General features: G+C 65.1%; 12 protein-coding genes and 1 riboswitch. Of the genes, 7 read left to right on the top strand and 5 right to left on the bottom strand.

Annotated features, from left to right (window positions below; genetic code table 11):
• The first annotated feature begins 66 nt into the window (after positions 1–66).
• Both FXV83_RS11760 and FXV83_RS11755 read left to right on the top strand, forming a co-directional pair.
• The gene (locus tag FXV83_RS11760; protein WP_148739343.1) at positions 67–693 is read left to right on the top strand and encodes a hypothetical protein; all 627 of its coding nucleotides are present in this window, start codon (positions 67–69) and stop codon (positions 691–693) included.
• A 204-nt stretch (positions 694–897) separates the two neighbouring features.
• Positions 898–1,851, top strand: a complete 954-nt coding sequence (locus FXV83_RS11755) for a ribose-phosphate pyrophosphokinase (protein WP_187435840.1) — start codon at positions 898–900, stop codon at positions 1,849–1,851.
• Positions 1,852–1,964: 113 nt separating this feature from the next.
• Here FXV83_RS11755 and FXV83_RS11750 read toward each other — a convergent pair whose 3' ends face one another.
• Entirely contained in the window at positions 1,965–2,525 is a 561-nt protein-coding gene (locus tag FXV83_RS11750; RefSeq protein WP_148739341.1) for a 6,7-dimethyl-8-ribityllumazine synthase, read from the bottom strand.
• A 75-nt stretch (positions 2,526–2,600) separates the two neighbouring features.
• Positions 2,601–2,759, bottom strand: a riboswitch (FMN riboswitch).
• Positions 2,760–3,167: 408 nt separating this feature from the next.
• Between FXV83_RS11750 and FXV83_RS11745 the strand changes: the two genes are divergently transcribed.
• The gene (locus FXV83_RS11745) at positions 3,168–3,668 is read left to right on the top strand and encodes a type III secretion system chaperone family protein (protein ID WP_148739340.1); all 501 of its coding nucleotides are present in this window, start codon (positions 3,168–3,170) and stop codon (positions 3,666–3,668) included.
• Positions 3,669–3,900: 232 nt separating this feature from the next.
• Positions 3,901–4,728 (top strand): pyrroline-5-carboxylate reductase, encoded by an 828-nt coding sequence (gene proC, locus FXV83_RS11740; protein WP_148739339.1) that lies wholly within the window; start codon positions 3,901–3,903, stop codon positions 4,726–4,728.
• A gap of 107 nt (positions 4,729–4,835) precedes the next feature.
• On the opposite strand, the gene FXV83_RS11735 is transcribed toward proC, so the two are convergent.
• The 4 genes from FXV83_RS11735 to FXV83_RS11720 form a co-directional block, all read right to left on the bottom strand.
• Positions 4,836–5,228 (bottom strand): thioesterase family protein, encoded by a 393-nt coding sequence (locus FXV83_RS11735; protein ID WP_148739338.1) that lies wholly within the window; start codon positions 5,226–5,228, stop codon positions 4,836–4,838.
• 223 nt (positions 5,229–5,451) lie between these two features.
• The gene (locus FXV83_RS11730) at positions 5,452–5,691 is read right to left on the bottom strand and encodes a tautomerase family protein (RefSeq protein WP_283811705.1); all 240 of its coding nucleotides are present in this window, start codon (positions 5,689–5,691) and stop codon (positions 5,452–5,454) included.
• Between the two features lie 81 nt (positions 5,692–5,772).
• Positions 5,773–7,158 (bottom strand): histidine--tRNA ligase, encoded by a 1,386-nt coding sequence (hisS, locus tag FXV83_RS11725; protein WP_430648933.1) that lies wholly within the window; start codon positions 7,156–7,158, stop codon positions 5,773–5,775.
• A 322-nt stretch (positions 7,159–7,480) separates the two neighbouring features.
• A complete protein-coding gene (locus FXV83_RS11720; RefSeq protein ID WP_148739336.1) occupies positions 7,481–8,563 on the bottom strand; it encodes a branched-chain amino acid aminotransferase in 1,083 nt (360 codons plus the stop codon).
• A gap of 337 nt (positions 8,564–8,900) precedes the next feature.
• On the opposite strand from FXV83_RS11720, the gene FXV83_RS11715 reads away from it, so the two are divergent.
• From FXV83_RS11715 to FXV83_RS11705, 3 genes are read left to right on the top strand one after another with little or no spacing between them, the layout of a single operon-like run.
• Positions 8,901–9,443 (top strand): MarR family winged helix-turn-helix transcriptional regulator, encoded by a 543-nt coding sequence (locus FXV83_RS11715; protein WP_235939396.1) that lies wholly within the window; start codon positions 8,901–8,903, stop codon positions 9,441–9,443.
• On the top strand, positions 9,440–10,171 hold the full coding sequence (locus FXV83_RS11710; protein ID WP_148739334.1) for a response regulator: 732 nt from the start codon (positions 9,440–9,442) through the stop codon (positions 10,169–10,171). Before FXV83_RS11715 ends, FXV83_RS11710 begins: the two co-directional genes overlap by 4 nt.
• Positions 10,172–10,195: 24 nt before the next feature.
• Complete coding sequence (locus FXV83_RS11705; protein WP_148739333.1) at positions 10,196–11,584, top strand: ATP-binding protein; 1,389 nt, start codon at positions 10,196–10,198, stop codon at positions 11,582–11,584.
• Positions 11,585–11,758 lie beyond the last annotated feature (174 nt).

Below are 11,758 nucleotides of genomic sequence, written 5' to 3'. Positions count from 1 at the left end.
GCCGACAGGATCTGTCGCGCCTGCCCTAGACGTTAATGCGTTTTAACGATATCGCTGCCCTCCATAATGAGGGATGCGTCATCATTCTTGCGCCGCGCGGGCTCGCGTGGGCTGGCGGTCATGCTGCTGGCGGTGGCGGCCGCGCTCGGCGGCTGCGCCGGCGGGGGGGCTGCGAGCAATTCCTATGCGATGGCGCCGAGCGCCGGCAGTGCAGCGACGGTCGCCTTCGAGTCGATCGACGGGCCGCCGCCGCAGGTGTTTGACCGCATGGTCGGCGTGCTCGACAGCGAATCCAAGCTGCGCAGCCTGTCCGTCGTCTCCCGCGAAGGGACGGCTGCCTACCGTGTGCGCAGCTACCTCTCCGCCCAAATCGTGCGCGGCAAGACCGTGATCGCCTGGGTCTGGGACGTCTATGACGCCAACCAGCAGCGGGCGCTGCGGCTCGCTGGCGAGGAACCGACGGCCGGCAAGGGCGGCCGCGACGCTGCTCGGGATCCTTGGTCGGCCGCCGATGATCTGGTGCTGCGCAAGATCGCCCAGGCCGGATTCAGCGGACTTTCCAACATGATCAATGGAGCGCCGGATGCGCCGAGCCCCGTTCCGGGCCTGCGGGGACCAGCGGTGGCGAGCGTGATGCCCCCGGCACCCGCACCGGATATGCCGGCCGCGGCGCTCGGCTATGCCGAGCGATAACCACCGCTAAACCACGGCCTCAGGTATTTTTAGGACTCCTGCCAAACCGTTGCTCAGACTCGGGATTTTCGCAGGGGAAACGTAGCATCCCGGGTTGCCAGTGCGGCCCTCGGCCTGATATTTGCTCGCCCGTCGTAACCGTGCTTCCAGTGGGTATCTGTGATGTTGAACGTCGTATCCAGCAAAGCGCGGGAGGAAGCGTCGATGTCGGCCAAAAACGGCTCTATCAAGCTCGTCGCCGGCAACTCCAATCCGGCCCTCGCCCAAGCCATTGCGCAAGGCCTTGACCTGCCGCTGACCAAAGCGGTGGTGCGGCGCTTCGCCGACATGGAGATCTTCGTCGAGATCCAGGAGAACGTCCGCGGTTCGGACGCCTTCGTCATCCAGTCGACCTCGTTCCCGGCGAACGACCATCTGATGGAATTGCTGATCATCACCGACGCGCTGCGCCGGTCATCGGCGCGCCGCATCACGGCGGTGTTGCCCTATTTCGGCTATGCGCGGCAGGACCGCAAATCGGGTTCGCGCACGCCGATCTCGGCCAAGCTGGTCGCCAATTTGATCACCCAGGCCGGCGTCGACCGCGTCATGACGCTCGACCTGCATGCCGGCCAGATCCAGGGCTTCTTCGACATCCCGACCGACAATCTCTACGCAGCGCCGCTGATGGTGCGCGACATCAAGGATAAGTTCGACCTCTCCAAGGTGATGGTGATCTCGCCCGACGTCGGCGGCGTGGCCCGCGCGCGCGGGCTCGCCAAGCGCATCAACACCCCGCTGGCGATCGTCGACAAGCGCCGTGAGCGGGCCGGCGAATCCGAGGTCATGAATGTGATCGGCGACGTCTCCGGCTACACCTGCATCCTGGTCGACGATATCGTCGATTCAGGCGGCACGCTGGTGAACGCGGCCGATGCGCTGATCGCCAAGGGCGCCAAGGACGTCTACGCCTACATCACTCACGGCGTGCTCTCCGGCGGCGCGGCCGCCCGCATCACGAACTCCAAGCTGAAAGAGCTCGTGATCACCGACTCGATCCAACCGACCGATGCGGTGAGCAAGGCACCGAACATCCGCACGCTGCCGATCGCCAGCCTGATCTCGGACGCGATCGCGCGCACCGCCGCAGAGGAGTCTGTGTCGAGCCTGTTCGACTAATTTTCTTTCCCGGTCTCGTAGGGTGGGCAAAGGCGCAAAGCGCCGTGCCCACCTTTTTTGTTTCGCGGGAAGAGGTGGGCACGCTTCGCTTTGCCCACCCTACGGCAGTCTGCCTACCCCACAATCCCGGCCGCGACCTGGCCGCGCAGGCGCTCGAGCCCGAGCAGCGTGTTGGCGCAGGCTTCCGCGACCTCGACGCCCTTGATGGCGAAGTGGCGGCGGAAGAAGTCGTAGTGCACCTCGGTCTCGTGGAATTGCTGCGGCGTCAGCACCGCGGAGAACACCGGCACCTCGGTGCGCAGCTGCACGTCCATCAGCGCCTTGATCACGGTATCGGCGACGAACTCGTGACGGTAGATGCCGCCATCGACCACGAGGCCGGCCGCGACGATCGCGGTGTAGCGCCGGGTCTTGGCCAGGATCTGGGCGTGCAGCGGGATTTCGAACGAGCCCGGCACCTCGAACACGTCGACATGGGTGAGGTGGCGTGCTTCCGCCTCCTTGATGAAGGCGATGCGGGCCTCTTCGACCACGTCGCGGTGCCAGCAGGCCTGCACGAACGCCACCCGCTGCGGCTTGGCGAAACGCGGGTGCTCGGCCGCCGGATCCTGTGGAACCGGCGATGGGGCGGCTTGGGACGTTTCGGTTTGGGGATCTTGCAACATCTGATTCATGGCTTTCCTTCTTAAGGACCAGAATCAGGGCACACGGAACGACAAACAGCCGCATCCTGCGATGCGTCCGCCACCGACCGTTCTCTTTCATCCGGACTTTAACCGTCGGCTTCGGAGTTGCACCGAATCTGCTGACCCTTCCCTTCAGGAGAACCCTTGGGGGAGGCGCTCGCGGGCTTGGGTATTTCGACCCTTACCGCCGGTGGGGACTTTCACCCCGCCCTGAGAACATCGGCCGCTCGGGATGAACGGCCTGGGAGCAAATATGACGCCGGCCGGCGGCCGCAGCAAGCGCGTTCCGCATCGGAAAATCGCATGGTCCCATGCCGTCCCGGCGGGCTGGCCCTCGCGGGACGGAATTAACGATCGCCGGATCCGGCAAATCCGATTCCGGTTTGTTCTGCTCGTTAATAATTGTGGCCGAGATGAGCTGTGGACGAACGAGTCCTGACTTGTGGACGGACTCCGGACCCGGTTGCGCAGATTCCGCAAATCACATCACTTGATCCGCGACAGGCCCGTGCCGATCCGAGGGATCGCAACAGCGACTCCGAGGGGACGCCGTAGCGACGTTGAGGGAGCGCGCGCCGGGCCAACTGCGTGCGTATCAAAGACAACAAAAAGGCAAGAGGTCGAGACGGCATGTCCCTGCTCGAAAGCACAATCGATTCCCGAAACCATCCGCTCGCGGTGGTCGAGGATATTGCCGCCAGCAACGACTGGCCGTTTGAACGCTCCGGCGAAGACGAACTCACGATTGTCTCCAAAGGACAATGGACCGACTATCAGCTCTCCTTCACCTGGATGGGCGAGATCGAGGCGCTGCATCTGGCCTGCGCGTTCGACATGAAGATTCCCGTCGCGCGAAGGTCGGAGGTGCAGCGGCTCGTCGCCGCGATCAACGAGCAACTGTGGGTCGGGCATTTCGATCTGTGGACCCACACCGGCATGATCATGCACCGCCAGGCCCTGGTGCTGCCGGGCGGCCTGACCGCGTCGACCGCGCAATGCGAAGCCATGCTCGCCGGAGCCATCCACGCCAGCGAACGCTATTTCCCGGCGTTCCAGTTCGTGGTGTGGGCGGGCAAGTCCACCACCGAAGCGATGGACGCCGCGATGTTCGATACGGCGGGCGAAGCGTAGGGCGCCTCTCCTCCTCGACATGTAAGTGGGCCGCACCCGCCTCCTCAACGTCGTCCTGGACAAGCGAGCGGTGGCGCAAAGCGCCGCCCCTTAGCGAGCGCAGATCCAGGACCCATACCGCGAGGTCTCTCCGTACCGCGCGATGCTTGTTGCTCTGCCTTCCATCCACTAGAAACATTCGGGGTAATGGGTCCTGGCTTTCGCCAGGACGACACCGAGTTTGGCAGCGGCTATGACGAACAACAACACCCTCCAAAATATCACCGGCGCCATCCTGCTCGCCGGCGCAGGCAAGATGGGCGGCGCGATGCTGACGGGATGGCTGGCGGGCGGCCTTGACCCGCACCGTGTCGCGGTAATCGATCCACATCTTTCGCCCGAGATCAGCGCGCTTGCCGCCAAAGGCGTTGCGCTCAACCCCGATGCGACGGCGGCCGGCACAGTCGAAACGGTCGTGGTCGCGGTCAAGCCGCAATTGTTTCGCGAGGCGGGTGCCAAGCTGAAGCCGTTCGTCTCCGACAAGACCTCCGTTGTGTCGATCATGGCGGGAACCACGATCGCCTCGGTTGCCGAGGTCTGCGGCGGCGCCGTGGTGCGGGCGATGCCGAACACGCCGGCCGCGATCGGCCGCGGCATTACCGTTGCCGTCGCCGCGACGAATGTCAGCGCGCAGCAACGTAGCGTGGCCGATGCCCTGCTGCGCACCACCGGCTCGGTGGAATGGGTCGAGGATGAAGGCCTGATGGATGCGGTGACCGCCGTCTCCGGCTCGGGCCCGGCCTATGTGTTCCTGCTCGCCGAAGAGCTCGCGCGCGCCGGCGTTGAAGCGGGATTGCCCGAGGCGCTCGCAACCAGGCTCGCCCGCGAAACCGTCGCCGGCTCCGGCGAGCTCCTCCACCAATCGGAGCTTGCCTCCAGCACGCTGCGCCAGAACGTCACCTCGCCCGGCGGCACCACCGCCGCAGCGCTCGGCGTGCTGATGAGCGAGCCCGGCCTGCGCGACCTGATGATCCGTGCGATTGCGGCGGCGACGAAGCGATCTAAGGAGCTGGCGAAGTAGCAAGGTGTCGTAGGGTGGGGCAAAGCGAAGCGTGCCCACCATCCATCGCAGAGGCGGAGACATGGTGGGCACGGCGCTACGCGCCTTTGCCCACCCTTGTATTCGAGCTACGCCCCCAGCCGCTTGTTGAACATCTCGACATTGACGAGACCGCGGGCGTGGCGGCCTTCACCGAGCTTGCGCGAGCCCTCGAAGGCCTCGACCTCGAAGCGGATGACGCGGCGCTCGACCGCGACCACCTTCGCGGTGGTCCGCACCGTCGCGCCGACGCGGGCTGCCGCAAGATGGCGGATGTCGACCTCGGTGCCGACCGTGACCCAACCCGGCCTTAGCGCAGGGCGGATCGCATCGCCCGACGTCATCTCCATCTCCAGGATCATCATCGGGGTCGCATAGACAAAAGGCATGCCCGGCACGAAATGCCCGACCGTGCGCTCCACCGGCACCACCAGCGTGCGCTCGGCGCTCATGCCGACTGTGATGAAGTCGCGCGCGTCCATGGTCGCCTCACACACGATGTCGTCCCGGACAAGCACAGCTCTTGAGAACGCGAAGTGTTGTCGAGAGCGGAGCGCTGATCCGGGACCCATAGCCGCAGGAAGTCGTGACTACGGGGATTCGGAGTTACCGCTTCGCCGGATAACCACTGCCTGTGGCTATGGGTCCCGGATCTGCGCTTACGCTTGTCCGGGACGACGGCTGTTGTTGACGCTAAGGCGGTGGCTACTTTTTCGCCGCCGCCGCGCGTTCCACGAAGGTCTTGCCGCCCTTCATCTTGTGGGCGAGCGGGGCTTCGTTGATCTGGATGACGACGGCGTCGGCGTCGACGCCGAGATTCTTCACCAGTGCCTGGGTGATGTCGCGCATCATGCCGGCCTTCTGTTCGTCGGTGCGGCCCACGGCCATGCTGACGGTGATCTCAGGCATTGTCTTCTCCCTGCTGCTTTCGTCACGGCCGGGCATATGCCGGCCATTCACGATGGATGCATCAAACAGGACGTGGATGCCCGGGACAAGCCCGGGCAGGACGCCGCTTGCGAATGGCTATCCCCACTTCACGTCATGGCGCGCCAGCACCTCGCGCACTTTGGCGACGAGGTCTTCCTCGCTGCATGAGAATTGCGCCGGGCGGCTCTCGCGCCATTCCTGGTTGGAGGCGATCGCGGCGGCGGCTTTCGCGCCCTCGATCAAATCCTTGATCTGCACCTCGCCGCGCGCCTTTTCATCCGAGCCCTGGATGATGACGCAGGGCGCGTTGCGGCGGTCGGCATACTTGAGCTGGTTACCCATGTTCTTCGGGTTGCCGAGATAGAGCTCGGCGCGGATGCCGGCGGTCCGCAAGGTTGCGACCATCTTCTGGTAGTCGGCGACGCGGTCGCGGTCGAACACGGTGACGACGACGGGCCCGAAGTCCGGCCGCGTGTCGAGCTTGCCGAGCAGCGTCAACGCCGCCTGCAGCCGAGACACGCCGATGGAGAAACCGGTTGACGGCACCGGCTCGCCGCGGAAGCGCGAGACGAGGCCGTCATAGCGGCCACCGCCGCCAACCGAGCCGAAGCGCACCGGACGGCCCTTCTCGTCCTTGGTGTCGAGCAGGAGTTCGACCTCGTAGACAGGGCCGGTGTAGTATTCGAGGCCGCGCACGACGGAGGGGTCGATCTTGATGCGATCTTCGCCATAGCCGGCGGCAACCACGAGCTTGCTGATCTGGTCGAGCTCATCGCGACCCTGCTGTCCAACGACGTTCGCACTGAGACGAGGATCAATCGGCGCGTCTTTATTCTGTTCGATGGCGGAGACGACCAGCGCAATGTCTTCGTCCTTCAGCCCCGCCCCCTTGGTGAAGTCGCCGGACTCATCCTTGCGACCAGCACCGAGCAACTGCCTGACTCCGTCCAGGCCGAGCCGATCAAGCTTGTCGATCGCACGCATGACGGTGAGCCACTGGCCGTCGTCAGCGATGCCGAGCGCATCGCGCACGCCGTCGAGCACCTTGCGGTTGTTCACCTTCACGATATAGGAGCCGCGCGCGATGCCCAGCGCCTCCATCGTATCCGCCGCCATCATGCAGATCTCGGCATCCGCCGCCGGCGTCGCCGAGCCGACCGTATCCGCGTCGAACTGCATGAACTGGCGGAAGCGGCCGGGGCCGGGCTTTTCGTTGCGGAAGACGTAGCCGACGCGGTAGCTGCGGTAGGGCAAGACCAGAGCGTCGGTCCCGTATCGCTCGCCGACGTAGCGCGCCAGCGGCGCGGTCAAATCGTAGCGCAGCGAAATCCATTGCTCGTCGTCGTCCTGGAACGAGAACACGCCCTCGTTCGGGCGGTCCTGGTCGGGCAGGAATTTTCCGAGCGCGTCGGTGTATTCCATCGCCGGCGTCTCCACCGGCTCGAAGCCGTAGAGCTCGTAGACGGCGCGGATTTTCTCCATCATCTCGCGCGTGGCCCGGATCGCGGCGGGATCGCGATCTTCGAGCCCGCGCGGCAGGCGCGCCTTCAGTTTCTGCGGTTTTTTGGGTTTCTCGGCCATGCGCGGCGTTTACCAGCCGACGCGCGAAGCGGCAACTATTCTTGCCCTCTCCCCTTGTGGGCCCCTTGTGGGAGAGGGTGGCTCGCCGCGATAGCGGCGAGACGGTTGAGGGGTCTCTCTCGGCAGGTCGAACGTCGCCGTTGAGTTCGCGGAGACAACCCCTCATCCGGCGCTTCGCGCCACCTTCTCCCACAAGGGGAGAAGGAAACCAGACCGCCGCCGCTTAAAACACCTTCTTGATCCAGTTGTGCGGATCGTTGGTGCGGCCGTACTGGATGTCGATGAGCTGCTTGCGCAGGCCCATGGCGACGGGGCCGGCGGCGCCGCCACAGATGTCGAAGTCGCCGCTGACCGAGCGCACCTTCCCGATCGGCGAGATGACGGCGGCGGTACCGCAGGCAAACGCTTCCTTCAGCTTGCCGGAGGCCGCGTCCTTGCGCCACTGGTCGAGCGAGTACAGCTCCTCGCGCACGGTCTTGCCGGCATCGTTGGCGAGCGCGATGATGGAGTCGCGGGTGATGCCGGGCAGGATCGTGCCGAGCGGCGGCGTCGACAGCGAGCCGTCCTCGAACACGAAGAAGACGTTCATGCCGCCGAGCTCCTCGATGTAGCGGCGCTCGACCGCATCGAGGAAGACGACCTGATCGCAGCCGTGCTGGATCGCCTCGGCCTGCGCCCGCAGGCTCGCGGCGTAGTTGCCGCCGCATTTGACGGCGCCGGTGCCGCCGACCGCGGCGCGCGTGTAGTTCTCCGACGCCCAGATCGATACCGGCGCAGGGCCGCCCTTGAAATAGGAGCCGACCGGCGAGGCGATCACCGCGAAGATGTATTCGGACGACGGCTTGACGCCGAGGAAGATCTCGCTCGCGATCATGAAGGGGCGCAGGTAAAGGCTGCCCTCGCCGCCCGGAATCCAGTCGCGGTCGATGCGCACGACCTGCTCGACCGCTTCAATGAAGACGTCCTCGGGCAGCTGCGCCATCGCCATGCGATCGGCCGAGTCCTTGAACCGCCGCGCGTTGGCGTCGGGGCGGAACAGGTTCACGCCGCCGTCGTCGCGCTTGTAGGCCTTGAGGCCCTCGAAGATTTCCTGCGCGTAGTGCAGGACGGCGCCGGCCGGATCGAGCTGGAAGTTCGCGCGTGCCTCGATGCGCGCGTCGTACCAGCCGCCCTTGGCCTGGTTGTAGCGGACGATGGCCATGTGATCGGTGAAGACCCGCCCGAAGCCGGGGTCCGCCAGCTTGGCGACACGATCCTTTTCGGAAGTCGGATTTGCTGCGGGCTGGATGTCGAATTTTATGCTCATGTCCTTGGCTCCCGCTGTCCGGATCGGCGCTGTTCTGGCCCCTGCCTACCCTGTTTCGGGTCCGGCTGGTTTGATTAGGTTTGTGGCCGGACCACCGCCAGCCTTGTTACGGCCGGGTTCCGTGGCCAGCATGTCGCCGAGGACATGCTTTTGCGGAAGGCGGAAGTCCAGTATGTTTTGTCGAAATGCCGCTCGACAATCGCACGGTAGATCTGATCCGGCCGTGGCCGCTGTCCGGCTCTCTCCGGCCGCTTTTGAAGATGCCGCCCGACGCGGAACGATCTAAAATTTCGTGCGGGCTGATCGTTTTGTAACATTGAACCCAAGATACGTCAATATGCCTGACATAAATTTCGCGACTCCCCCTCAAAGCGCTGCCGAGCCGCGTCCGGCAGCAGGCGACGGAGGCAATTTGCGCTGGGATATTATCGAGCTGCTGTTCTTCGCCTATCGCGATTTCGTCGGCGACCCCGACCAGGAGCTGGAGGCTTTCGGCTTCGGCCGGGCCCATCACCGGGTCATGCATTTCGTCTACCGCTATCCCGGGCTCAAGGTCGCCGATCTGCTCGACGTGTTGCGCATCACCAAGCAATCGCTCGGCCGGGTGCTCAAGCAGTTGCTTGACGAAGGCTACATCGTGCAGAAGACCGGCGATAACGATCGCCGCCAGCGCCTGCTCTATGCGACACCCAAGGGCGAGGCGCTGGTGCAGAAGCTGGCTGGCCTGCAAACCACGCGGATCACCAAGGCGCTGTCGGAAATGACGCCGCAGGACGCCGAGACCGTCAAGCGCTTCCTGCGCGCGATGATCGACCGCAACGATCCGGACAAGGTGCTCGAGACGATCTTCGCCACCGTCGACCAAGACGCAAAGGAGTGACCGTGCCGCTCGCTGCCACGCTCGCCCGCCCGCCAGTGCAACCCGCCGATGACGCCCCGCATCTGCTGCTGGTCGACGACGACCGCCGCATCCGTGATCTGTTGTCGCGCTTCCTCGCCGGCGAAGGCTATCGCGTCACCACCGCCGCGAGCGCCGGCGATGCGCGCTCGAAGCTGCTCGGCCTGCATTTCGACTTGCTGATCCTCGACGTCATGATGCCCGGCGAGACCGGCTTCGATCTTGCGCGTTTCATCCGGACGTCCTCCTCGGTGCCGATCGTGATGCTGACGGCGCGGCATGAAGCGGAAAGCCGCATCGAGGGCCTGCAAATCGGCGCCGACGATTACGTGGCAAAGCCGTTCGAGCCGCGCGAGCTTGCGCTGCGTATCAACAACATCCTCAAGCGCGCCGCGCCGCCGCCGCAGGCCGCGACGGTCGAGAAGATTGCGTTCGGCCCCTACGTCTACCATCTCGATCGCGGCGAACTGCGCCAGGGCGAGGAGGTCATTCACCTCACCGACCGCGAGCGCGAGATGCTGAGGATTCTCTCGGAGACGCCGGGCGAGACCGTGCCGCGCAGCGCGCTCACCGGCAATGGCAGCGTCAATGAGCGCGCCGTCGACGTACAGATCAACCGCCTGCGACGCAAGATCGAGAACGACCCCGCCAATCCGCTGTTTCTGCAGGCGGTGCGCGGCATCGGCTATCGGCTTGTGGCCTCGCCCTAGAGTTCAAGCAGTGAAGCGCGAGCGATGAGCACGATCGATACCGGCCTGACGCTGCTTAAAAGCGCCGCCGGGCGCGTCTCCGCCGCCAATGGCTGGATGGGCAACGCGTTCAAGGGCTGGATGCCGACCGGCCTCTATGCGCGTGCGCTGCTGATCATGATCGTGCCGATGGTGGTGCTGCAATCCGTGGTCGCCTTCGTGTTCATGGAGCGGCACTGGAACACTGTGACGCGCCGCTTGTCGGCCGCGGTGGTGCAGGACATCGCCGCCCTGATCGACGTCTACAAGGGCTATCCGCAGGACAAGGACCGCGACCAGATCCGCCGCATCGCCCAGCAGCGCCTTGGCCTCGTGGTGGATTTCCTGCCCGCCGGCGATATGCCGCCGCCGGGGCCGAAGCCGTTCTTCTCGCTGCTCGACCAGACGCTGTCGGTGCAACTCGGCCGCCAGATCGGACGCTCCTTCTGGATCGACACGGTCGGCCGTTCCAATCTCGTCGAGATCCGGATCCAGCTCGACGATGCGGTGATGCGCGTGTTCGCGCAGCGCAGCGCCGCCTATGCCTCGAACTCGGAAATCTTCCTGTTCTGGATGGTCGGCACGTCCTCGATCCTCTTGATCGTCGCGGTGCTGTTCCTGCGCAATCAGATCAAGCCGATCCTGCGGCTTGCGGACGCCGCCGAAAGTTTCGGCAAGGGTCGCGAGGCACCGAACTTCCGCCCCAGAGGCGCGCGCGAGGTGCGGCGCGCGTCCGTAGCCTTCCTGGAGATGAAGTCCCGCATCGAGCGCACGATGGAGCAGCGCACCGCGATGCTGGCCGGCGTCAGCCACGATCTGCGCACCATCCTGACCCGCTTCAAGCTCGAGCTGGCGCTGATCGGCGACAGCCCCGAACTGGAGGGCATGCGCAAGGACGTCGACGAGATGTCGATGATGCTGGAGGACTACCTCGCCTTTGCCCGCGGCGATTCCGGCGAGCAGTCGCAGCCGACCGATATGGCCCAGGCGCTGGAAGAGCTGCGCAGCGATGCCGAACGTCACGGCCACACCGCGACCGTGACGTTCCACGGCCTACCGGTGGTCACGGTGAAGCCGGCCTCGTTCAAGCGGTGCCTCGCCAATCTCGTCACCAACGCCGCGCGCTACGGCAAAAGCATCGCCATCGCCGGCCAGCGAGATCACCGTTATTTGACCGTCACCGTCGACGACGACGGGCCGGGCATTCCCACGCATTTGCGCGAAGAGGTGTTCAAGCCGTTCCTGCGGCTCGACAACGCCCGCAACCAGGATGAAGGCGGCACCGGCCTCGGCCTTGCCATCGCCCGCGACATCGCCCGCTCCCACGGCGGCGACATCACGCTCGGCGACAGCCCGATGGGCGGCTTGCGCGCGAGCGTGAGGATCCCGGTTTAGCCCGGAATCGAAAAATTGGTTGGTGGCTCTTCCTTCTCCCCTTGTGGGAGAACGTGGCGCGAAGCGCCGGATGAGGGGTTGCTTCTACGCGCTCAGAGGCAAGAGATTTGCTCGCCGAGAGAGACCCCTCACCCGTCTCGCCGCTACGCGGCGGGCCACCCTCTCCCACAAGGG

This window comes from Bradyrhizobium hipponense, from assembly GCF_008123965.1.
Taxonomy (GTDB): domain Bacteria; phylum Pseudomonadota; class Alphaproteobacteria; order Rhizobiales; family Xanthobacteraceae; genus Bradyrhizobium; species Bradyrhizobium hipponense.
The sequence above is the reverse complement of the archived record's forward strand: the minus strand, read 5'-3'. Positions and strand labels throughout refer to the sequence as shown.